Annotated in this window: 25 protein-coding genes; all 25 read right to left on the bottom strand. The window is 36.4% G+C overall.

Annotation, left to right across the window (positions count from 1 at the left end):
* Positions 1–1,226 (bottom strand): PHP domain-containing protein (locus BMW61_RS17080; RefSeq protein WP_139176411.1); only part of this gene is annotated, 1,226 nt, incomplete at its 3' end.
* Complete coding sequence (locus BMW61_RS17075) at positions 1,219–1,500, bottom strand: hypothetical protein (protein ID WP_091824395.1); 282 nt, start codon at positions 1,498–1,500, stop codon at positions 1,219–1,221. The genes BMW61_RS17075 and BMW61_RS17080, both read right to left, overlap by 8 nt.
* Positions 1,501–1,910: 410 nt before the next feature.
* Complete coding sequence (locus tag BMW61_RS17070; RefSeq protein ID WP_091824392.1) at positions 1,911–2,636, bottom strand: hypothetical protein; 726 nt, start codon at positions 2,634–2,636, stop codon at positions 1,911–1,913.
* A gap of 18 nt (positions 2,637–2,654) precedes the next feature.
* A complete protein-coding gene (locus tag BMW61_RS17065) occupies positions 2,655–3,245 on the bottom strand; it encodes a hypothetical protein (RefSeq protein WP_091824389.1) in 591 nt (196 codons plus the stop codon).
* A gap of 195 nt (positions 3,246–3,440) precedes the next feature.
* Complete coding sequence (locus BMW61_RS17060) at positions 3,441–3,731, bottom strand: hypothetical protein (RefSeq protein WP_091824386.1); 291 nt, start codon at positions 3,729–3,731, stop codon at positions 3,441–3,443.
* A 4-nt stretch (positions 3,732–3,735) separates the two neighbouring features.
* Positions 3,736–5,799, bottom strand: a complete 2,064-nt coding sequence (locus BMW61_RS17055; RefSeq protein ID WP_091824383.1) for a hypothetical protein — start codon at positions 5,797–5,799, stop codon at positions 3,736–3,738.
* 2 nt (positions 5,800–5,801) lie between these two features.
* Positions 5,802–8,486 carry an ATP-binding protein gene (locus tag BMW61_RS17050; RefSeq protein WP_091824380.1) on the bottom strand — a complete coding sequence of 895 codons (2,685 nt, stop codon included), beginning with the start codon at positions 8,484–8,486 and terminating at the stop codon, positions 5,802–5,804.
* Positions 8,487–8,646: 160 nt separating this feature from the next.
* On the bottom strand, positions 8,647–9,348 hold the full coding sequence (locus tag BMW61_RS17045) for a hypothetical protein (RefSeq protein WP_091824378.1): 702 nt from the start codon (positions 9,346–9,348) through the stop codon (positions 8,647–8,649).
* A gap of 16 nt (positions 9,349–9,364) precedes the next feature.
* Entirely contained in the window at positions 9,365–10,579 is a 1,215-nt protein-coding gene (locus BMW61_RS17040) for an SPFH domain-containing protein (RefSeq protein WP_091824375.1), read from the bottom strand.
* 26 nt (positions 10,580–10,605) lie between these two features.
* Entirely contained in the window at positions 10,606–12,285 is a 1,680-nt protein-coding gene (locus tag BMW61_RS17035; protein WP_091824372.1) for an NPCBM/NEW2 domain-containing protein, read from the bottom strand.
* Positions 12,286–12,706: 421 nt separating this feature from the next.
* Complete coding sequence (locus tag BMW61_RS17030; RefSeq protein ID WP_091824369.1) at positions 12,707–13,579, bottom strand: FtsZ/tubulin family protein; 873 nt, start codon at positions 13,577–13,579, stop codon at positions 12,707–12,709.
* A gap of 31 nt (positions 13,580–13,610) precedes the next feature.
* Positions 13,611–14,411, bottom strand: coding sequence for a hypothetical protein (locus BMW61_RS17025; protein ID WP_091824366.1), 801 nt, complete (start codon positions 14,409–14,411; stop codon positions 13,611–13,613).
* A gap of 30 nt (positions 14,412–14,441) precedes the next feature.
* The gene (locus BMW61_RS17020) at positions 14,442–15,038 is read right to left on the bottom strand and encodes a hypothetical protein (RefSeq protein WP_091824364.1); all 597 of its coding nucleotides are present in this window, start codon (positions 15,036–15,038) and stop codon (positions 14,442–14,444) included.
* 29 nt (positions 15,039–15,067) lie between these two features.
* A complete protein-coding gene (locus tag BMW61_RS17015) occupies positions 15,068–15,325 on the bottom strand; it encodes a TatD family hydrolase (RefSeq protein WP_278296656.1) in 258 nt (85 codons plus the stop codon).
* Positions 15,326–15,557: 232 nt separating this feature from the next.
* Complete coding sequence (locus BMW61_RS17010; protein ID WP_091824358.1) at positions 15,558–16,073, bottom strand: YfcE family phosphodiesterase; 516 nt, start codon at positions 16,071–16,073, stop codon at positions 15,558–15,560.
* Complete coding sequence (locus BMW61_RS22120) at positions 16,060–16,224, bottom strand: hypothetical protein (RefSeq protein WP_175475276.1); 165 nt, start codon at positions 16,222–16,224, stop codon at positions 16,060–16,062. Before BMW61_RS22120 ends, BMW61_RS17010 begins: the two co-directional genes overlap by 14 nt.
* Positions 16,225–16,540: 316 nt before the next feature.
* Positions 16,541–16,744, bottom strand: a complete 204-nt coding sequence (locus BMW61_RS17005) for a hypothetical protein (RefSeq protein WP_091824355.1) — start codon at positions 16,742–16,744, stop codon at positions 16,541–16,543.
* Positions 16,728–17,858: a hypothetical protein gene (locus BMW61_RS17000; protein ID WP_091824351.1), complete on the bottom strand. Its 1,131-nt coding sequence runs from the start codon at positions 17,856–17,858 to the stop codon at positions 16,728–16,730. The genes BMW61_RS17005 and BMW61_RS17000 overlap by 17 nt, the downstream gene beginning before the upstream one ends.
* Positions 17,859–17,976: 118 nt before the next feature.
* A complete protein-coding gene (locus BMW61_RS16995) occupies positions 17,977–18,198 on the bottom strand; it encodes a hypothetical protein (protein ID WP_091824348.1) in 222 nt (73 codons plus the stop codon).
* A gap of 243 nt (positions 18,199–18,441) precedes the next feature.
* A complete protein-coding gene (locus BMW61_RS22750; protein ID WP_278296644.1) occupies positions 18,442–18,576 on the bottom strand; it encodes a YkvA family protein in 135 nt (44 codons plus the stop codon).
* Complete coding sequence (locus tag BMW61_RS16990; RefSeq protein WP_091824345.1) at positions 18,576–19,616, bottom strand: nuclease-related domain-containing protein; 1,041 nt, start codon at positions 19,614–19,616, stop codon at positions 18,576–18,578. Before BMW61_RS16990 ends, BMW61_RS22750 begins: the two co-directional genes overlap by 1 nt.
* A gap of 283 nt (positions 19,617–19,899) precedes the next feature.
* Positions 19,900–20,403, bottom strand: coding sequence for a phosphoribosyltransferase (locus BMW61_RS16985; protein ID WP_091824342.1), 504 nt, complete (start codon positions 20,401–20,403; stop codon positions 19,900–19,902).
* Positions 20,390–21,466 (bottom strand): ATP-binding protein, encoded by a 1,077-nt coding sequence (locus tag BMW61_RS16980; protein ID WP_091824339.1) that lies wholly within the window; start codon positions 21,464–21,466, stop codon positions 20,390–20,392. The genes BMW61_RS16985 and BMW61_RS16980 overlap by 14 nt, the downstream gene beginning before the upstream one ends.
* Positions 21,463–22,275 (bottom strand): radical SAM protein, encoded by an 813-nt coding sequence (locus BMW61_RS16975; protein WP_091824336.1) that lies wholly within the window; start codon positions 22,273–22,275, stop codon positions 21,463–21,465. Before BMW61_RS16975 ends, BMW61_RS16980 begins: the two co-directional genes overlap by 4 nt.
* On the bottom strand, positions 22,272–23,594 hold the full coding sequence (locus BMW61_RS16970) for an ankyrin repeat domain-containing protein (RefSeq protein WP_091824333.1): 1,323 nt from the start codon (positions 23,592–23,594) through the stop codon (positions 22,272–22,274). Before BMW61_RS16970 ends, BMW61_RS16975 begins: the two co-directional genes overlap by 4 nt.
* Between the last annotated feature and the right edge of the window lie 271 nt (positions 23,595–23,865).

Below are 23,865 nucleotides of genomic sequence, written 5' to 3'. Positions count from 1 at the left end.
ATGGAAAGTGCCTGCGTTACAACGTGATCTGTTATGGCAATACCGGGCATTCCCCACTTAAATGCCTGCAGGCATATATCCTCGACTGAAGAAACTCCGTCCATATCACTCATCTTTGTGTGACAATGAAGCTCAACACGCTTTATTTCTGCATCATCAACCCTTTTTGTCGTAAAATCAGGGATAAGCATGATTCCGCCAACACTTTGTATAGAAACTTCATGATCAAATCTGTCGAGAAGCGCTATGCCCTTTACTTTTACGAAAGCTCCTTCTTTAAGTTTTTCCTCTATTTCAGGCACCTGCTCGTTTTTCGCAAATATCTTTACCTTGATACTGTCCGTAAAATCTGTGATAACAAACATTAAAATGGATTTTTCATTTTTGATTTCTCTGCGCTCGTAGCTTAGAACTTTTCCTCTGACAACTACTTCACCCATTTCGCCGACAAGCTCTTCAATCTTCACTGACTCCTCATCAAAGCTTCTTCCATAAATAAGGTTAGGATCATCATTCTTTTTGACTTTTGGCGATTTTGGATGGAACAGCCCTTTTTTCTTCTGGGTTTTCTGCTCTGGTTTAGCTTCTTCCTGCTTTTGAGTCACAACTTTAGAACCATCGTTATTGTCATTGCTATTATTTGTTGTTACAAAAGGCTCTTCAGCCTTCTTAGAAAAGTGACTGATCTCCGCCAAATATTCATCAGCTTCTTTTTGCTGTGTTTTTTCGGTATAGGATATAGAAACTTTGCATCCCAGATTACAGCGCTCATTAAGTACTTTCTCAAATATCCTGATAATGTCAGCTGCTTTTTTTTCTGCAATTACAGATTCCTCTATTGTAATAATCAGGCTATTCCCTGATGGATATGAAAATTCAGCCTTTCTTAGAAGCGTGTATTCAACAGGATCATAGTTCTTAAACTCCAATAGAAGACTTTCCCAATAAATATCAAGAAAGGTCTGCACAGTGTACTGGGAGGATAATAGGAATTTTTCATATATCTTTATCATCAGATTTCTGTCTGGGAATAGCTGCTGTTTTATTTCCCGTTCCACCTGATAAATGACATTTTTCTCAATAGGAAGGCGGCTACTAATATATATCCTTATATAGTCCTGTCTGCTTGTAGAAGAGACCTTTTCTACTTTCACATCCTTAAAAATAAGTTTTATGGAATTATCGAGTTTTAATGTAGGAAACACTTCGAAGAATAGTTTATTCATATCGGTAACTCCTACTCTTGAGCACAATTCCAAGCAATATCAGCATTGTATTTAAAAGTGATATGAAAAGGACCACTTTTGAGATAATAAGCATCTCTTTTATATGGTCTTTCGCATCATTTTCATCCGCATCTTTTACTCTGCATTTTTTAACTACTTCGTCTATATCGAGAGATTCTCCGGGCATTAACTCATTTACCATCTCTGAGAACTTTTCAATATCCAGCTCTATTTCTTTTTCATGTTTCCGCTTGCTCTTTTTATAATGTCTCATGAATACCTCCATGGAATGGAACATAATAAGGGACATTATTAGTATAAAAAATGAGGTGGACAGCTTTTGCCCACCTCAAGAAATATTTCTTTAATCCTCTAAAAGTATATTACCCATAACGCCTCTCCCAGCACTCTGTACACATTACTTCGCCATTCTCTTCTGTGATAAATCCTGCCAGATACTCATTGCCACATACAGGGCATGTATAGAATCTCTAAATCTACTACTGCATACTTCATAAGAAATCTCCTCTCAATTCATAGGATTTCATTACTGACTTACTAACTTGTATATAGATTTCAGAATATGCTGTCCCATAACTATGCCTTATCTGTCGAACATCCAGATGCACAATAAAAAATACTGCAACACATTGTGTCACAGTATTTTCATCCAACTTTTTTTAATTACAACAACGGTAATTCACCCAAGCTAACACTCAAGCGTTCTTTAACAGGCCTTAAATTTGAGACAGGTACCTCATCAGTACAATAGCATCTATTATCCCTTTGTTTGGCTTTTTCCAACTCAAATTGAAGGTAATCATTTAAGCGACCATCCACAAAACTCTGTGATGAGAATTCTTCAATAAGCTCCGTATAACATTTGGCGCGTCTCATAATGTCTGCTTTTAACAGTCTTAAGCTATCCTTATTTGTAATCGATAACGTATCTGAATAATCATCATCGCCTTCAATCATTGCAGTTATCAGCGGTAAGGCAAGTTTCCTGCATCGTACAGAATTTCTTCTATCATTTTTGTCATCGCAAGCCCAGGCACAATGAAGAATAGCATAAAAGGCTTCTTCCCTATTGCCATCTTCCATAGCTATCAGGTAATGCCGATAGAACCTTTTAGCTAAAAAGGACTTGAAAAAAAGACCATCGCACCATCGATAACTCATTGATTTAAGGTATTCTCTTGAAATATCGTGTTTCTTTGAGATATCACTAGAGACATATTTACACCTTGGACACTCCTGAAGCCATAAATTCATAGTGCTTCTATACATTTCAGCTGGCCTAGTATCTAAATCTGGTCCCCATTCACTATTTGTACTTGTGAGTACCTCAAATTTACTTATTTTGCCACAAATAGCGCACTTACATTCTGTACTTCGAAATGTAGTCATAAAGAATTCCCCTTTTCTTTAAATGCCAAATGGCCAGATTCTCTTTGTCAATTCATCTCTTTTATCAGCATCTAAGCGATCTTCCATATATAAATCTTTTCCAAAAAACTTTATCTGTATGGTTTCAAGTTCAAGTGTCAATTCGGCACCATTTTGCTGACCATAATCAATTAGATACATGGTACCATCTTCAGTAAACTCAACATCTCTCACATAATATATACTACCTTCTCCAGATAATGTATCGTCAACCCCAGCTAAAATAGCATTATTATGCTCATCAACTGCCCATTGTGACTCCCATCCACTTCCAGTCCATGTATATAATTCGCAATTCCATGCAAGCGGACCACCTGTTGAATCTGTTATATGCGTTATAAGTATCTCATCAACATTATCATTATCAAAGTCATAAAATGAAATTAGTTCTCCTTCGTTAGGTAACATGGTATATGGAGAAGAAACAAAACTGATACCATTACCAAATTCGAAACTATATATGCAGCCGTCGCCAGTGTGACCGACAACTCTAGAGATAGAATCAGTAGTTCCATCTCCGTCAAGGTCGATATCCTTATATTTATCTGGGAAAGCCTCCCCGAGATCCACGTCACCTTCTTTCGCATATTCCGGGTTTTGTTTGATATTATGATGTGGGTGTTGATATACAAAGAAATATCACAACTATATTCCATGAGTAAACATTCTTTTAAATATGTTTCAAAAGTTACTCATCAGATGAAGCACAACCGCTGGGATGCAAGCTCTCCACCGTATACATCAAAAAACATCTATTTCATCGCCTCACTTTGTTGAAAAATTATTTTTTATATATTCCTCAGCCTTATCAGGATTATCCCTCAATGTTACAAGGAATTGATAGACACCAGATGCATCCAACCCTGGATTTAGCTCATGTATTTTCTGTGGAGTATACTCCCTAACAATAGGTGTATCAGTATAATCTCTTGTAACCAGCCAATCAAGAAAAGCATCTCTAATATCTTCATATTTAACAAGAGGCTTTTCGAGTATTCGAGCTACTACAGGTGTTTCCTTCTTTTCCTCTGTGAAATATTTTATGATCTCATCCATTTGCTCAAATCCTCCTTGAACCGATTTCTTCTAATCTACCCTTGAACTGAGCGGCAAAAGCTCTAGCCTCTGCTTCAATTAATTGACCTTCATATGCCTCATGACCCATTTCTGGTCGAATGTAATTTTCAAAATTATATTGGTACTGATAATCTCTTGCAGACGAAGGATGATCGGCGCATTCGTGTTGGTGTGCGTGCCAAAGTTCATGAGCTATGGTATCTGCAGCTTCGCTATTGTTATAAAGCATGTATTCGTTGATATTCAGCGTATTTGTTCGAGAATTATATCCGCCATAATCCCCTTCTCTTGGATTATTATAGTATTCAATTCTAGGCGGATTATCAAAACCTATAACTTCCTCAATATACTCAGCCAAACCATTCATTGATTGTTTTCGATCATCAATTGACAGATTCTCCCATGTATTTGCTGCAAAATTATCAAGCGATGCATCAAGACGCTCCGCATCCTCGTAAATATCTACATTTTCAAACCCCTGTTCTAATCTTTCCTGCGAGATTACATCATATATTTCATCGTAATTTACTTCTATTTCTTGGGGTTCATTAATATCTATAGACCTATTCTCTTCAACTAAAGGCGTCTCTTCAACAATGTCTGGAATTTCACCAACCCAGTCATTATTTTCAGTAATCTCATGTGGGTTTTCTTCTGTAGCAATCGATTCATCATGGCTATCGTTAATTACACCTGATTCATCAATTGAGATATCGCCTTCTTCAATTTCTTCTGAAATATTTGCTTCTATGTTCTCGCCCGTTCTTACCAAAGAATTATCTTCAATAATGGGTGAGGTCTCTTCTAACTCTGGTGAATCAATGTCCTCTGTAACAGTTTCAATTTCTTCTGCATTAATATCATCCATATCTGATAATGATGTAATATCAGATATTTCTAGCCCATTTCCATCAGAGCCACTACTTTCTGACAATTCATCAGTCAAAAACATTTCCGCTAAACTTTCTTGATTATCCTCCGATGAATCATTCTCATGGATTTCATCCCAACCAAGTCGCTCATTCTGCATTATCGACTCTAATTCCGGGCTATTCTCAGGAATCCCATATACCTCAGTAGGCTGTTGCCGTAGATCGCCAAGGTATTCTTTTTCACTCTCTTCGTGAGTTTCTGAAATAGTCTGATAAAAGTCTATGTTTTTATCGCCTTCAACATTGTCATTGTCCTCTGATGGCACATCCTCAGAATCTGTGGTTTCTTCATCATCTAACTGAAACGATTCATTTTCTTCTCTTACCTCAGTTGAACCACCATTTTCAGTGTTTTCCAAACTTTCTACCACTGCTTCCCAGTCTGTTGGCATATAATAAATATTCTCTGATGTTTTCCCGGCATCTAGGCTTTCATACTCTGCATTTATTCCTTCTCTCTCGTGCTCAACAAATTCCTCGATTCGATCTTCAGAAACTCCTCTTTCCCGAAGGTTCTCCCGATAATTATCCAATACCTCTTCTGTATCACGTTCACGACTCTCAAGTATTTCTGGAGTAATCTCTCTTATCAATACTTTCACGCCTTCTTCACCTGATTCATCAATGTCTTCCATTTCTGAAATTGCCACTCTGCCTGACGATATCAATTCTCCCGTTTTGTCTCCAAATTCAGGATTCTCGGCTTGCTCATCATATAATTCTTGAATTTTTTCCCGAGTGAACGTCATTTCAGGTTCCACAGCATCAATTCCCGTCAATGATGGATTACCATCAGTGTTGGTCATTTCCTCTTGATGATCTATATCTTCTAATTGATCACTAATATTTAATTCTTCAACTACTCCCGTCTGTTCATTTATATCATCATATTCCGATAAATTCGGATAGGATTCTATTTCCTCAAAATCACTACTTTCAAATGATTCTTCCATATCTTGAAAATAGTCTGCTACTCCCAAATCATCAGACACATCTTCAATATCTGACATATCCCCTATGTCAGATACCTCAACATCAAAACTATCAGCTGAACTATCTTCTATATCGGAATTTGTACTAAAATCAACATCAAATCCCCCATCAATATCACACATAATCAATCACCTTCTTTTCTTTCAGGGTAAGATGTCAGTACTTTTACTTTATCCTTCTCGGAAATTTTTACAGGCAACTCTAGCTGAATCTTACGTAACAGCTTAATACGCGAACATAGCTGAATTCTTAATCTGTCTTCGCCAAGATACTTTTCAAATTCCTTCTTCATTATTTCAGGAAGGTGATATACAACCTTTCTGAAGTCATCATCGCCTTTAATCTCGCCTCGGTATCTTTCAAAAGCACTGCTCGCAATATATTCAGCATCGGCTCTTATCTTAAACGTACACTTCGCTTCACATAACGCACAAACATTGCATTCTTTATAAGGTTTGAGCAGGTTTTGATGTTGTTTCCAGTATGATTCTCTTTCAGCAATCTCCTCATTAGATACACTCAATCGGATGCCTTCTTTTTCCCTGATGTCATCTGTGATTACAAGTTGCGGAGATACTAGTTGACTATAATATACATAGGCTTCACCAGGCGTAAGGCGTGAGAGATTATTCTGTGCATCCTCATCCATGTTTGTACTATCCGCTATTAGTTCCTTCTCCACTGATTGGGTTAGTCTGAACGAAATCTTTATGTCGGTGTTTGCAACAACCTCTCTGCTAACCTTCGTTGGTGACTGGTCAGCTATGATAATGCTTGTTCCATAAGATCTTATTTCTGCTATCATATCCTGCAGAGCTTTTATCGTTGTACCCTGCGAATCCGGTGATCCATCTTTGCTAACAGATGAACCTCCACCAAGGAGAACATGTGCTTCGTCTATTAAGATAACATTCTTTAACTCTCCGTCTCCAATATGGTTATGCTTTGTATATACGCAAATATTTATAAGCAACAAAGCCATCAAGAGTGATTTTTGTTCAGAATTATCTATAGCGTTAAGTTCTAATACTGATGGTGAGGTAAGTAAATCCTCTATAGGAACCGTATTAATTGAATCATAAATATTACTATTTTGCTCAATAAGATTTGTGAGTCTAAGTAAACCGGCGCTTTCTATGTTTCCACGCACATCTTTACTATAGTTTGTATTTTCCATTAGTTTTTTGAATACAACTATAAACTCATACAATCCAAATGGTGTAACATCCTGATCGCCAACCATGCTATAATCCTTCCACCCATATTGGGTGTAACATGATCGAATTGCCTTCAGAAAAATCATGTCAAGCGGTGATGGCATAGAGAATGCAGCCTTGAATGCACTTGCAAGGCTGGGAATATACTGTTCTATCCTTATTCCCTTTGGCGGAATAAAGGGATTAATAATAAATGGAGATACCGAATTATTTCCAGGTGTAAATACTCTTAATCCAGGAACGGCATCAATCATAGCTCTATATTCCGCTTTAGTAGGCTCAATCGCCAAGAACGGAATGCTTTTTCTTGCAAACTGAAGTAGTATGTTAACTGAAAACGTTGTTTTACCTGAGCCAGGAGTGCCAACAATAAGCGCGTGCTTAGTAAATGCCTTTTCAGGACATCCGATAACAATTTGCGAAACATCATTGGTTTTAAGTTTTCCGATATGAATATTGTTTTCACGAACAACACTACTTGAAAACTGTTCTTGAGCTTGAGATATCTGATTGCTTTTCAATGCAACCATAGATTTTTCGTATAAAGGTAATCTGAAAAAGCTCTCAGCTTCATCAGCAGTAACAATATATGGCAAACGGTTTAGATTTTTAGCTAAAGGCACTGTTTCTTGCAGTTTTTTGTTTCGATAGTAATGTAATAGCTTTGTATTAACATTCCAGACATAGTATGAAAACTGTTTTTGTAAGTTTATTCCCTCACCAGATAAGTCAAGGCATATCGGGTTAATAGTCGAAATCTTTTCTTCACCACTTTGTAATAAACTTATCACTTTGGATGTTATGTTCGCACAAGCTTCTCGTTTTCCAAAAATCAGTATGTTATATAAAAATAACGGCGAATTTCTTTTTTCGTTATAATACTTATATGTTTTCAGAGGCTCATTTGCCATATCGTCCTTATATAATTCATGGTTTATCATTATCCCTGAAGCTATCCGGCTCAGTTCACCGGATACTTCGTTAATCATGTATACCTCATGTTCCGATAAAGTTGTCGGAAAAAGTTGAAAAGATATACAGCAATCCTCTTGCTGACTTAAGGATGAAATCAATGAATTAAAGTTAGATGTATTATTGTTTGGTAAAACATCACAAAAATAATAAGGATATAAAGAAGTAGCATTTCCTATACACTTCTCACTTTTAACAGCGGAATAAACACATGAATCATCAACCTGATTCAACAAAGAGTAAAAAGAATCTTCTACATCATTTTCATCTCGAACTCCAAAGTTAAGTCCTGCCAAAGATATAATTATGTTCTTTTTTTGATTATCCAGTTTATAGGCAATCTCCTCTTTACGATTACCTATCATACGAATAACAAAAAAAATTCTTATCCTCGAGGTTATTGTCTGGTTCTGCACCTTTTCGGTAAGCCACAACAATTCAAGACATATATCCGAACTTGACAGTCTATATATCTCGCTTATCAGAGCAACAAATTCTTTCGCATTCTTTTCCGGACTTATTTCCTGTGCTTTACTACTAGTTGACAGTGCCGGAAATGATACAATTTCAATTAGATCTGTCGCTAAATATCTATCATCAGATAATTCATAGTATTGCATTTTTTTCACCGCCCTGTCATTATTTCGATAAGCTAAAGGGTTCGCCACATTTTATTAGCTTATCTGCAATCTTTCATCATAAGTAAAACAGAACTTTTATCATGTAACTTTAAGGAGCCACCACAAATTTACAATCCAGCACCTTGGAAAATCGCATCCTTTACTTTAATAATTTGCATTTCTTATTCCTTTCACTTAAAAGCACAGTAATATTCTTAACACTTCTTTTCACAACATCTATATCGGCTTTTTCTACACCTTCAGATAATTCAGGAATCAACAGAGTAATCTGACTTTCAATTGAAGATAACGCATCATCTGACATCGGATCAGAATAACGAACTGCATCGTACAAAGGCTTCAACTCATTTGCAACCTCTGGAATAGTCGCTTTTTCTTTTAGCATCTCGACATCAACAGTAAGAGATTTAATAAAGAATGTATCAGCTTTAACTTTTTTATCTATTTCTTCAACGGTAGATATAGCGGCATGTGTGCTAACTAAAGCAATCACATTAAAAATTAAAACCAGCAAGCAAATAATAATTCCTACCCAAACAGGCAAAATCGGAATCAACATACATATCATTCCGACTACACCCATTGTAATCATTCCCGCATAACTAATTCTTACAAGTGAGATGTTGTAGAACAGTTTAGAAAGGTTCTCTTCTTTAAATGTCAACCAGCCAATCGCCAACTGACTAATAAGCATAATCGTTACAAATGCATATCCAACCCAAAAAGACCCCGTAAACCTATCTATCCCTGCAATTGTTCTAGGAACAGCAAAAACGACCACATTAAATGTGATTACTATTAAGATCCAAATAATCATGAAATATTTAAACTTTGATCTCATAATAAGATCCCTCCAATCAAATCATGTCACGTAATTCTTTTTTCGCTTCCTCAAATTCTTCAGCGGACATAAAACCCGAATCTTTCAACATAGTAAGTTTTTCAAGTTTCTTCTTGAATATAGCCATGTCATCATCTTGATTATTTGACGGAGTATGATTAACGGTTTCATCTTTCAGTTTAATCATTCCTGGTATACCCTCGTCCGGTGTTTCCTGATTTTTAGGAGACCCTATCGGCTCCATCAGACCATTCATTGTTCCATTAGCAATTCCATTTATTGCATTACCAAACGCTCCTCCTGCTCCAAATCCAATACCTATACCCATTGCAGCATTACGGAGATCCGAACCGCTACCTTCATTACGTGCAACATCTCCCATCACATCGAATCCTCTCTCTTGCTGATAAGAGTATCCCTCTTGGGCTCGTTTTGTTGCCATCGCCTGCGACTGAATCACTGTTTCCTGTGCTTTCGTTTGAGCCTGTATAACTCTTACTCTTTGGTTTAATGTTGCTTCTGTAATATCGGCAAATTGTTTGAAATGCAGTTCCTTAAACTTCTCATAGTTAGCGTCACCGTCAGGCTTCAATACTGAAGTGACAAGGAAGTTTTCAAGAGCAACTCCGTAATCCTCGAAATCCGGTTTTAACAGTTTTTTTAAATCCTCCGAAAAGGACGTCAGATTCTCGTCAATTTCAAAAATACTGATAGCTTTCGCTTTCATAGTCTGAGCAATATATGACTTTACCTTCGTCATAAGAAAAGCTCTGAAATAATCGACCAGCCTTGATTGACTGAGATAATTCTCCGTTCCCACAAGCTTAAGGAGTAGTTTTCTGGAATCTTCTACACGAATACTCATCTCCCCGTGCGCCCCAATTGAAAGAGGAAACCCATATAATGGCTCAACATATTGCACCTTAGAATCTGTTCCCCATTTAATAGACATTTGTTCAGTTTTATTTATGAAATAAACCTCGCAATGAAAAGGGGTCTCATCACCTGTTGTTCTGTTTAGAAACTTTCCTATTTTGGGGATGTTTTGTGTTTCAAGCGTATATCGCCCCGGCCCAAACAAATCAAGTGCTTGACCATCCCTAAAAAATATAGCTTCCTGTGTCTCATGTACAATGAGTTGTGTGAGTGAATTAAAATCCTCTAAAGGGAATTTCCATATAAATGTGGTGTTATCACCCTCATATTTTATAATATCTGCTATTTGTGCCATTTACTTATCTCCTCATTTTAATACTTCTACTCAGACAATACAGGATTAGCTATACAAAAAACAGTATGGCTGTCACCTCCAACCATAACACCCAAATCAGTTATGCCTTCTACATTAATCTCCACCGGGAATGATTTAGTATCTGAACCTATCTTTTCTAGGGCATATAATTGTCTTCCATCCCCAAAGATACGAATTTCCCCATAGCTACCATTCGATACATAGTCTTTTTCTACTGCTACCACGAATCTAAAATATCGGTATTTTCCATCAATTGCATATTTCCAGCACCAGTCATAAGGATCGCCGTCGGAATAATGATTACTTTCTAGTACATAGTCATATATATTTCCTAAAATATCTTCTACTCCGCGTGCCTCGTATGTATGGACTTGGGGCTTATAATAAGGCTCTAACTTCTCTAGTGAAACAATTTCTACTCTACCTTCTTTGAGTAAAGAACTAATAGAGTCGTCAGAAATAAGAGCACATTTCTTACCATTTACAAATGATCGCATCTCTGTTTCGCCTTGTGATCGACATATATTTTTGGCCTCTTCAGCTATTTGGTTATAATATATTTCTTTAGCCTGATTAAAAAGATCCGCCGCCTCGCTGTATCTTCCCCATTCATCTGCTGTGTCTATCAACAGTAAATAATCTCCGCAAGATGAATAATCACCAGTATTAAACAAATCTGTTGCTGTTGCATAAAAAGAATCGCCGATTTTATTCAAATAATCCATAGAGTCCAAATAATCTCTTATTTCTATAAATAATCTCTGAGCCTTTTCATATTCACCACTCTCGTAAGCGTTAACAGCATTTTCATACTCCTGCATATTCTGAATCTCGACAAGTTTTTCGTCGACTTTCTTTAATAAAGCGACCGTCTTTGTGTAACTGCCACTAGTTTCAGGTATATTTCCTAAAATATCTCTAGCCTTTTCATATTCTTCCATACTAAAGAATTGTTCACCCTGCTCGTATAACTTTCCGCACGCATTCTCAATATACTCATTTGAATCAAGATATCCAGACATTCCTGCCAATACATCGATTGTCTCCAAGTACAATCCTTCATTGAAATAAGCAACGCCCTTGTTATATGCGTCTTCACGCGTTGTAATACTTTCGTGAGCTGAACTTAAATAGTCTACAGAATCCTTGTACCCACCCAATTTTTCAAATATTTCAATAGCATTCTCATACTCACCATTATTGAAATATGAAACCGCTTTTTGATAATTATCATTCTTTTTTGAATAGGTAACAGACACGGCCACTATAATAATCGCTACCACAGCCACTGCAACTGTACTTGTGATAGCAATAATCTTTTTCCTTTGCTTTTCTGCATATTCCCTTTTCTTGCGTGCTATTTCAGCAAGTTCGTTCTGTCTTTGTTCTTCAAGCTTTCGGTCAGCTTCGTCAGCTTTAGCTTTAGAAATCTTATTTTTACCTTCATATACTTTGTTTGAACTATCCTTATAGGATCCAAGAGCTTCGAAAATCTCCACGGCATTCAAAAGATTGTCTTCAGAGTCCCGATTAAACAACTCTAAAGCTTCTTTGTACAAACTTTCCATATTAACTTCAGAAAGATTGTCCCCATTTACCTGAAAAAGTCTTCCACAATACTCACATTTCGCAATACTACCATTAATAAAAATGATAGAGCCACCACATACATCACAGTTGCGCACACTTATTTCCTCCTATATTCTCGATAGGCGTACCTAACTAATTATATCATTTTTTATTTCATCCACTGCGTAATTCATCTATCTTTCTTTATTTTTTGTAATGTTTTTTTCATAGGTTTTTTACTAATACTCTCTTTTGCCCAGTCCTCCTATCCCAATGATTTGATATACGGTATACAGCTAAAACTCTATCCTTTATTAATATAACGATACAAATTGAATATTATCCATTTGTTTACCAAAAAGCTGAGCAGTTCTTTTGAACAACACAGTTTTTCCTGTGTGCTATTTATTGCCACTTCATCGGTCTATGATAAGTCTTCATTTTCTTCTAATTTCATAAATTCAAAACTAAAATCATCGTCTTTAATCATCCATAAGGGAGTAAGCTGTGGGGCATTGTAATCAACAACAATTCCTTTTAAGAAATCTGGGTCTTCCAACTCCATTTTTCTTCTGACATTGATTCTTGGAAATCTTTGTAATCCGATGCAATTAGATATACGCTGCACTCATCCTTTTCTCCGCTATCATAGTTAAGTGCAAATAACACATCTTTCTCAGCTTCAGACAAAGCTTTGATGTAGTCACTAATAATACCCACATCCTCCAATGATGCATTACCAGTAACCAAGAAAGTAAACTTAGTCGCACAATAATTGTCAGTTATTGTAGCCATTGAATTAAGTGCCATTTTTACAGCATTTAAAGCCTTGTCCTGTCCTTCGCCATATCCCTTGCCGATATGGATGAATCCCTTTTTGCATAACGTATCATAGATATCCTCAAATGTCAGATATATCGTATGTGGAACATTAAGCATTAACACAAGGCACTCTATCGCATCATAAAGCTTATCTTCAGCTAGGTAGCTGTCTGCCAAAGTTTTCATCTTTTTGTTATCATGCTTTGGATTTTCCACAAATACACTGAATATAGAGTCAAATCCACGATGAATAAGATCCGAAATTAAACGTTCTTCATCTGAATTAGCAAGATAAACCTTTGGTGTCAATCCAATAACAAGAATATTTCTATCCTGAGCAGCTCTCACTATTGAATATAGTACATCGTCTGGATTATGGGACTCAAAGACTATAATAAGCATTTCAATTCCATCCAACAGATCCACATACCATGAGTCACCTGGTTTAGGCGACGTTCCTTCACGGTCAATAAAGCAGGATTCAACTCCTTTTAGTTGTGCCGAATCTACTCTGCTTGTTATTACTTCTCCAATATCTCCGAATCCCAATACTTTTATTTCTGTTATCTTAAATTCTTTACTATCCATATATAAATCCCCCGTTCTATTCGATAGTCTTTTACTCATTATCAAGAATCATTTCCGTCATATTATCGTAGCCAATCTTAATTGGCTCCTTAGATTGCATGTACTCCTCTTCCCGATGTTCATATTCCTCTTCTGAAATAATAAACTTATCCTCGGGTCTTTTAACTGAATCTAGATGCGTATGATCTGGCGAAGTCTCTGTTTCCTCAGCATAATCAGCATAACATTTCATAACTTCTGAAGAACCATCACTCAGAAGCCTTCCCACCACTTGCACACTACTGTCAGCTATTTCATAAAAGTAGTTTTCAAAATATCCCTGGTTGCCATATTGAGCTTTGATTCTGTTTTTCTTTTCAGAATACCAGCAAAATCCATATTGTGAGAATTCTCCTAAATAAATTACTGAATCACTGTCTGAATTATATTTATAGATGTGAACTCCACAAACAGTATTGGTATTTAATGTTACACAAAGCTCTGGTACATCATCATCGTCAATCAAACCTAATGCTATATGAATTGAATCATATTCACTATCCGGCCAATTATTCTTATCATTCAAGAACTCTTCATAACAATTTACTGCCGGTGTTTCAATGAAAGATTCTTCATTTTCAAGGAACTCAGTATCTACATATTGTAAATACTCAGTAACGCTTGATACACTTCCGATTTTCGTTGCCTCTTCAGTAGATAAAGCATCGTTTTCTTCTGTTGTTTCAACTACTACATCTACTGGCTCGTTATCGTTTGTTTCTTTGCTTTTACCACAAGCACTAATCATGGCAATTGCGATAATTATTCCTAATGTGAATCTACACTTATCCATTAATCTCCCTCATACGCGCCCAAAAACACTTTAGCAAAATGGCAACTCATCACCTATGTTTTTCCCTATTTCAAATTCATTCTCATTTAAGATTTCATGTTCATCTAGCTCACTAAGGCCTGAAAACAACAGCGCTCTGTAATGATCTCGTTGCTCTTTAGTGAGATTACCAGTAATGACATTACACAGATCTTCATAGTATGAAAAAGTTCTATCAATTGAAATATGAATTTCACCACTTATAACCCTCTCATCTAAATCAACACAACCATAAGTGATAACAGAATTTTCCACATATATTATACCGGTTGAAATATCAAACTTAACAAAAGGCTTGTTTTTATTATTGTTAATCTCGGATATTAAGAGTGCCATGCATGCTCTATCAGAAGGTTGCACCAAAAATGGATATATGCACCTTATAGTTATATATCCAAGCCATACCCAAATCTCGATATCAATATGTTTATCATCTCTGTCACATGAATACTTAAAACACTTTTTAAGTTCATGGTCCTCAATAATATAATCTATTCCATCTTTGTCGAGGATTGTCTGCACAAACTCTGAAAGTACCTGCTTGCCCTCTTCTAGTTTTTCCCCATAATCAACATTTTCAATATCCATTATATTTTTCCTCACATAAGGTCCGCGGATCATTTATCCTTACCAAGGCCAAAGAACCGAACTGAATTTTCATAAGTAGTGTTCAGCATCTCTTCTATCTTAATTCCTTTTAAGGCTGCTATCTCGTTTGCTATTTGCACCAAAGAATGAGAAGTATTAAGTTTCTCACAGTAACCGAATGGCTTCTGGAAAGGTGAATCTGTTTCTAATAATATTGCTTCAAGAGGCATTCTCCTTACCGCCTCTCGAAGAGGAGTATTTTCAGGCCATGTTGACTGCCCCTCCAACTCCAAAATATCGAATCCCGGCTTGAATCATTTCATTCATCACAATCTCATCATACAAGAAGCAGTGAATCTCAATCTTACCCTTAAAGTTACATTTCCCCAAACTGATTGATTTATTCTCGCTCTAATCTTGCTACTATATAAGCATAGAGGAGGAACCAAAAAATGAATACTAAAGGAAACCTATAAGGTACCGTCACTGTGGCAGGATCCCGGTGGCGATGCTTTGGGGTTATAAGCTCTCTTCTATTTCTTTGATTTCTGGAATTATATCGTAATCATCCGTTACTGTAATTACTGCATATGTAGCTTTATCACCTGTGACCTGGGGATAACAGATGCTTCCTGGGTTTACAAAAACAATACCCGTTTCTTCGTCCTTTACTATTTCAGCATAATGGCTGTGCCCGAAGAGAACTATATCAGCACTGGCTCTGATGGCAGCATTCTTTAAAGTTCTAAGATCATCCTCATATTTAACATTATAATCATTTCCGTGTGTTACCCACACCTTGAAATAACCAGCCTTAAACTCTTCATCTTCAGGATAGGCATTACCAAAGTCACAGTTTCCACGTACTACCCGTACTTCATAAGCAAGATCATCATCTACGATGGGTTTAATTGATCCTTGTACATCACCGCAATGAACAAGAATATCAAAGGGATATTCCTTTTCAATAGCCTTTCTTGCAAAGCCTGAATAACCATGTGAATCTGAAATCACAAGCATTTTACACATGTTCATTGTTATTCCCTCTCTCTTCACTTTCCCATATCTCTATTATGAAATCCTTTGCATCGAGCTCCTCTTCTTCACCGAAGATATTGAGCTGTTTTGCCCCCTTTAACATCTGGTCATATGCTTTCTTTTCTTCATCAGTCAGTTCTCTTGCCAAAGCTTTCTCCTACCTATAAATTACTCTTTTCTAATTATATGGCACTCCTAATTAATTGGCGAGACCAGACAACACTACGGGGATTCCCATAGCACCGCCTGGCCTCTAATGATATTTGAAGTCTAAGTAATTCCTTTTCCTGTAGGCATATTCTATATTAGATAAACGATATATGCCTATGATCAAAAGTAACAAAAACAGTTGTTGTTGAAAGATAAGTTCATAATAAGTTTCAAAATTAGCGCTTTCTCTGACTAGCTGTGTTTAACTGTTAACCACCTTTTACTTCATTGATATAAGCCCCTTATCTGTAAAACTATCGTTTAGCAAGAGCCTTAACAAACTGTAATACCGGCTTTCCAAACTTTTTAATTCCTAATGCACAAATTCCAAGTACACCAAATGTTCCAACCGCTCCTCGCATATCGTTATCTGCACATTTAGGACATAATTCTAGTTTTGAATCACCGACTAGTATTTTGCCACATTGAATGCAACGTCTTTCAATTTTCTTTTCCATAATAATCATCTCCTGTTAAAATATAAACTTCTCCGGATTCTATTTTGTTGTATGCCTTATTTAGCATCGGCTTCATCTTTTCTTCCAGGTAATACCAGCAATCTCTATTATCATCTGTGTATTCGATGTTCTCGTGTATCCATAATGCTAGAGACAAATTAGGATCTATAACACCATTTTGAAAAAGTCTTTCGATATTTGCATGGTAACCCTCAAGAACAGCTCTCTTACCTTCGCTATCTTTAAGATGATGAAAAACCTGGATTTGTAATCCGACGTATCTTGTGACTACCATAGTGTCGCTTGCAAGTCTGGAAATATTACTATCAATGCTCTTCCTATTTATCCTTTGAAACCACTTTTTATGGGCTTCCTTCGCTAAATTATTTTCTATGGTATTCATATCTACATAGACAGAATTTATTGCTGTTCTTAAAAATCCAGATGCCTTAAGCAAATAGTTACGCCTAGCTACTGCAGATGTTTGATATTGAGCCATTAAAATATTATCTCTAGCATCAAGGAAGGGCCTCACAATAGCTTGATTCCTTGAAAAATCAATCAAATATTCCTGCTCTGATATCATGTGGTCGAGTTTATCGGAAATCTGTCTCAGCTGCATTTGTGTAAGCATATTTTGTGATATTTCAGCAGTAACATCCGTACGCTCAACCTTCTTTAATGTGACATCCTTTATTCTTGTTTTTGTTTTAGCATCCACAAGTACTGCTCTTATATTTCCCGAAACCTGCTTTGATTCACCAAGTACTAATTTGCCTGCTTTGTACTGTTCTCGAATGTCCTCTGGTAATGATGCGAAATCCGGGACCAAATCAAACTCCGGAGAACTAAATACTCCTACTGAGCGAATGGCATTATTGACTGTGCTTATGTCAGCAATAGGGAGCTCTCTAACAGTAATTATTCCATCGGTGTTTATCAGTTCCCTCGACATGTCCTCCATAGCGATTGAGTAAAAATCACTCATTCGCATAATATCGCTCCCAGTTCTATCTTCCTCCGTCACAAGTATGGCTAATTCGCTTAGCGTTTCTTCTGTTACGGTAGTTGATGCTGCTTCAACTTCATCATTCTGCTTCTTTTTTTTAAACATAAAGTCTACCTCTTAAAATATTTGAATCATTGAAGGCCTTCTTCAGTCCCTACTTGAAGAAGCAAGGACTGAAAAAGCCTTTCTCCTTTGAACAATTGTGTTTATCTGCTGAGTCACATCAGTCAATATACTGATGCAACCATTCTGGCATATCCGGATCATCAAGAGCCCACGAATCCACTATTTCTTCCTCTTCCTCCCAATTGTTTTCATGACCATCAAAAAACTTCTGCCTATGACACTTGTACTTAACCACCTCACTTCCTTCAAGCCTATACTCATTCCAATAGTAGTTCTGTTTGCCATAACCCGGCCATGAATTAGTAGTATAAATAGTCATATGATCCTCCTTTCAGAATCAAACTTCAATGATCTCAAAGTCCACATCATCTTCCTCATCCAATGGATAGTCACCAGGATTTGATAAATTCAAAGTCTCAGCGCCCAAATTATAGCAACTACACAAATATAATCCGTGCTCCTCCGCTTCCTGTTCGGTATCGAATAAGTTCATCATCAAGCTCGGTTGTTCCATCTGAATACTGCATTTCAACCTGATACTTTGCCATAAATTACACCTCCCTTATTCATCTCGCCCCTTAAGAGCCATAAACCCTAATGCCATTACAATAAGATCATCTATCGGTCCGGGATAACCATCCACCGGAGATAGTACATACAAGAGAATCAGTACGATTACAATTAAGCGTCCATTCATCAGTATTTCCCTCCTTTCAAAAATGAGCTAGCAGCCACTACCGTAAGTAATGTTGCTGCAGCAGTACCAAGAGCTGTTAATACATAGCCTTTCCACCTGATTTCAGTAGGCTCGATTGGTTCTTTAGTATCCTTCGCTGAATCAGATCCAATCTTCTCGTCTTCAATGAGGATATCCTCTTCGCTTGTTTCGCCCTCCAACCTGTCCATAAGTATTGCAAAGTCGACTTTAAACTGAGCAACATCAAAGTCAAACGGATATTTTTCCATACATCTTTCGCTCTCAACAGCATTTGCAATGTTGTTCATAGCATCTTCATCCAAGGAATCCTGACATGTACTGTCTGAAATCACATATGGTAGCTGGCTAAGAAAGCACGTTGTAAATTCCTTACACTTATTCCTGACTTCTATATGGTCGTTAGTAAAAACAACTATGCTCTTTATGCATGGAGGATTAATCCCAGCTTCAATCAGCAATTCTCGTAACATCCGTTCTCTGAGTGACATTTTTCCGCCAATGTTACTGTCCCACTTAAGAAACTCTCCAGTCCGGAAATAATTACCTCCTTCATCTATAAAGATATCCTTTGATGTATTCTTGACTTCAACTACATATAGCCCTTTGGTAGTTACAACAACTGCATCGAGTTCTGTCTTTTCTTCACCTCTTGTCAGTTCTACGTTTTTAAGAATTATGCAGTCTTCTTCTATCCCTTCTAGACACTTAAATGCTTTGAACTCACCTCGGTTACCTGAAATGATTGCTTTGATTTCACTGCAAATGACCTTGCATCCATTTTCAAATCTTTCGAGCTCCAAATCAGCTACATGGTCTAAATCACTATTCATTTGTTCAAGATGCCTTTCAACATCCCACAACTTAAGGTTGCCTAAGTCTGCGTGATCTTCATTAAATGTAAGTCCAACCACTTCCTGTTGAAGGTTAAATAATTCCTGGAGAAGTTCATTCCTGTAATAGCTATCCTTCTCGAAAGATTTCATGTTTGATACAATTGTTTCGACTCTATTTGTATTCATATCTGCTTACCTCCTTGCTTTTTTCGCGGTTTCCTGTTGTTAAGGTAATAATAAAACCGAGTTGCATTTATAGCAATACAAAACGCCATTTTCGCAACCTGTATATAATATGTTGCAACTAAAGCCTTATAACGTTATTTAAATGCAACTTTGCAACATGGTTTGCAACCTTTCTTACCAAAACGATACTTTTTGCAACTTTTTGGAACTATTTGCAACAAAAAAGGCTATCAAAACGAAAGAACATCGTTTTGGTAGCCTCTTTTAGCTATGTATTTTTTTATTACAGTTGATTAAATAGCCTCATAGTAGTATCCGGTCCCTTGTTTCCATTCTGAGTCTTTACATTGCTGCCTATAAAAGAATTTTTAGATACTCTAACTGTGTATAATTTTTGATCGAATATTGGTACTGCCATCTCATTTATAACGCAGCACGCCACATACATATCCGGTTCAAGTACATCAATAATCGTTTTTCCTGTATTGATCACAGAATCTACAATAATTACATTCTTGGTGTTCGGTCTCACAAATCTCTCATGTTTAGGATCATATGTCTGGAACTTACAGCCTAACTCAAAATAAATTCCTTCTGCAAAAAAAATCCCACCTCTAAGCATTGCAACAATTGTAGTATCGTCTGAGTTCATTCCTGTCATCTTTTGAGCTAGTAATGCACCCAACTCCATATGCGCTTTTGCCAATTCTGGTCCAGATATACCTGAATCTGACTTTGTTAAGGAAATCAATTCTTTTACTCTATCTGTTTTTTCAAGCTCTAACAATCTCCATTCCCTCCACATCTCTTCCTTTTAGGGAACGACTTAGTGTTCCATCAGATTTAGCCACTAAATATCCGTGATTAGCTTGCTTAAGCATATAATAATCGTTCATTCCATCACCTATAGCTATTACCATCTTTCCTGCCTCTTGAAGTTCCTTGGTAATAAAGTACTTCGATTCAGCTGCCATCTGGTTCCCATAGAATAGTGGAAGTTCCAGCTTTTTTGCAAGCCTTTCCCATATACCAATAAAGCCAGATGTCAAAATATATCCTTGTCCTTCAATCCTACAGATTACATTCTCGTTAAATCTCATTCCCAAGTCTTCTACGCAATCAATATGTATATCATTCAACTGAAGAAAATCGGAAAACTCTATATGATGTCTCCAAGACTGAAAGCCTGTATAAAAATTATTGTCGAATATATGCGTTCTGTATCCAAGCTTACCGCTACTATCATCAAGCGTCAGAGTCTTATCACCATCCAATAAGGTAATCGTATTCTCTTCTGCTGTTTTTTCCAGAATTGTCTCTGCACATTTATGTGCAAACTTTACGCAACTAAAACCACATGCAAGACTATTAATAAACTCAAGCACTAATGAAATATCTGCAAAATATCCTTTTTCAGGATTATCTATGATATAGAAATCTTTATTATTCTCATGGCAATATTTTCTTAAACCTTCAATTTCTTTATTTTGCCACGATGCTATATCATACTCTGCATATCTCTGATTTTTGACAGAATCCAACATCCTGTTCTTTAAAATTTCCGGATCTACATACAAATAGACAAAGGCATCATATAATTGTCCATCTTCCTCCGTAAAAACTATGCTTTCGCCAAAAGCATAATGACCATCTACAATAATACGATCTTTCTCTTTCAATTCCCGGGCAAGTTGTTGTCGTACTTCGGTTTGTTTATCTGCTGATAAAGAATGAAAATCAGGCGCTATTTCAAATAATTTCTTGCTGCCTGCAAATACCTCAAAGTTCTTTACCTCATCCAAAATGAATGATTTTCCAGCAGAAGGTAATCCATATAAACCAATTCTCATTTTTTTAGGCTCTCCTTATAGCATTTATCCCTGTCAAAAATCAATTTATACTTTTCCAATTCTTCAAACTCTATACTGCTCTCACCAATCGGAGGTAAATCAATACAATTACCACACAGATAAACTTTTCCGTTGGCAAAAAAATAATTATTTATTCCCGAGCCACATTTACCCCCATACATGGTACAATCTAGCCCTCCATGTCTGACATTCAAGCGTTTTTCAGCCAACTTCATAAATGACCTGTATTCATCGAGCGTTATTCCATATTTGCCAATCATTCTGGAAAATGTAATTCTAGTACCATAAGGAACGAAGAAGTCAATTACCCTATCAGCATTCGCTATGCTTTCTTTCCCAACTGTTGCATTAAATGTAGGATAATGGCCAGTGACATTCTTGTACTTTTCAATATTTGCGATTACTACATCATAAGAATTACAACGGTTCATATTATGCAATTCCCGGTATCCATCAAGTGAGAATCCAACATTTACATTATGTTTCTCAAGAAATTGCCAATCCTCATTGTTAAGATCTATCGTGCCATTTGTTATCGTATAAACATGAATAAATGGGTTGTTTTCTATATAAGACAAGTAATTCTTAAAATTCTCAATATCAAGTAGTGTCTCACCATTACCAACAAAGCCAATCTTAAAGTCACTACGAGCATATTTCATTACATTTTCAAGGATTTTATAAACATCCATCGGTGCATCTTCAATAATGCCTTTTTCATGAAAATGACAATATCTACAGTTAAGGTTGCACTTGTTGTTTATCGAAATGCATATTCTATCAATCATCTACGTCCTCTACTGTCTTTGTTACGTTTAAATCGATCTTTTAATGGTCCTAACTCAAGGAATTCCTCGTAATGTTTCTGATAATCCTTGCCATTTATGTCCACAATTCTCGTATCGGCACCAGCATCTATCAGTATATCTCTGCATTTTACATGCCCATTAGCACATGCTTTAATCAACGCGGTAAACCCATTTTCATCTTGTTGGTTTATGCTTATATCTTTATGCGCACAAAGCATTTTAACTATTTCAACTTTTCCCCACCATGCAGCTATCATCAGAGGCATATTTCCTTCATTTCTCTGCCTTACTTTGCCTGCTCCATGAGGATTTCTACTACCTGCATTTGGATTTGCTCCGCATTCATCCAATAAAAACTTGACCATTTCATCTTGATTTTTTAACTGTATTGCCCATGATAATGCTGGAAGATACTTATTCGCAGACTCCCTTTTATTCACATCAGCATGATTCTCAATTAGCCATTTTATTTTTTTCATACGTCGTTCAATTGGAATATCTGTTCTTTTTACGCACGAAATAATCAGAGTAGATCCATCCTGTAAATATGCATCTATCTCATCCTTTGATGGCGGTTGAATTTTACTATAATCATCTCCATAATATTCATTAACCTTAAGAAGACAATCCATATTCACAAGGTTTTGCTTTGTCGCCAAATATTCACGCAAGAATAATGCGGATATATGCACTATCTCGTCCTGCTTCAGATATACAGAATAATCTACATCTTCTGAGATAATATCTACATCAGCGCTATATTTTTCTACCACATCTTTAGCAATGGTAATTATTTTTTTGTCGTCATTTTCTTCGCTTCCATCACCTGTATATGAGAATACTTTCGCTTTTTCACTTTCCTTTATGCTTTTTTCTACTTCCCATGCACGTTTACTAATCCCAGTAGAATACTTATGATCATAGTTGTTTTTTATTCTTACTAATTCATCAACAACTATTTCAGGAATAATGACTCTGCCGTATTCTCGACTGAGAGTATCAACAAGATGAGTATTCTTTAGAAGCGCAGAGGTATCCGGTATAGCTATTTTTTCTCCCCTTAGGAATTGCTCAGTTTGTCTGTCTGACATTCCCAAAGCTTTACAGTATCTTCTGGCATATTCTTCAAGTTTCCCTTCTTTATACTTACCAGCCTCCGCTTTAGAAATATAGGTTTTATCTATTTTAACCCCTTCAGAGTTATGTATTTTAAGTGCCATCTCCTCAAGTGTAAGGCCATTCTTATTGCGTAATTCAGCCATTCTCTTACTAATAAAAGGAATACTATTGTCAGCCATATCAACCTCCTATTTCATGCAGAATATTTATATAATAATTTTATCACTGGTTGCATTTTTATCAATCACAAGACGCATTTTTGCAACTCATATATATTCTTTTCAACTTTCCGAACATAATAGTCGGTATATGCAACAAATAGCATCTACATGCAACAAACTTATACATTCAATATAAAGGCTTTCTTATCTCCATTGTGACATGTAATCCTCTCTGTTAAATCTTTATTATATAACTCAAACGCCCCTTTATATGGGTCATTATATTTTG

This window comes from Butyrivibrio sp. ob235 (assembly GCF_900109475.1).
Lineage (GTDB): Bacteria > Bacillota > Clostridia > Lachnospirales > Lachnospiraceae > Butyrivibrio.
The sequence above is the reverse complement of the archived record's forward strand: the minus strand, read 5'-3'. Positions and strand labels throughout refer to the sequence as shown.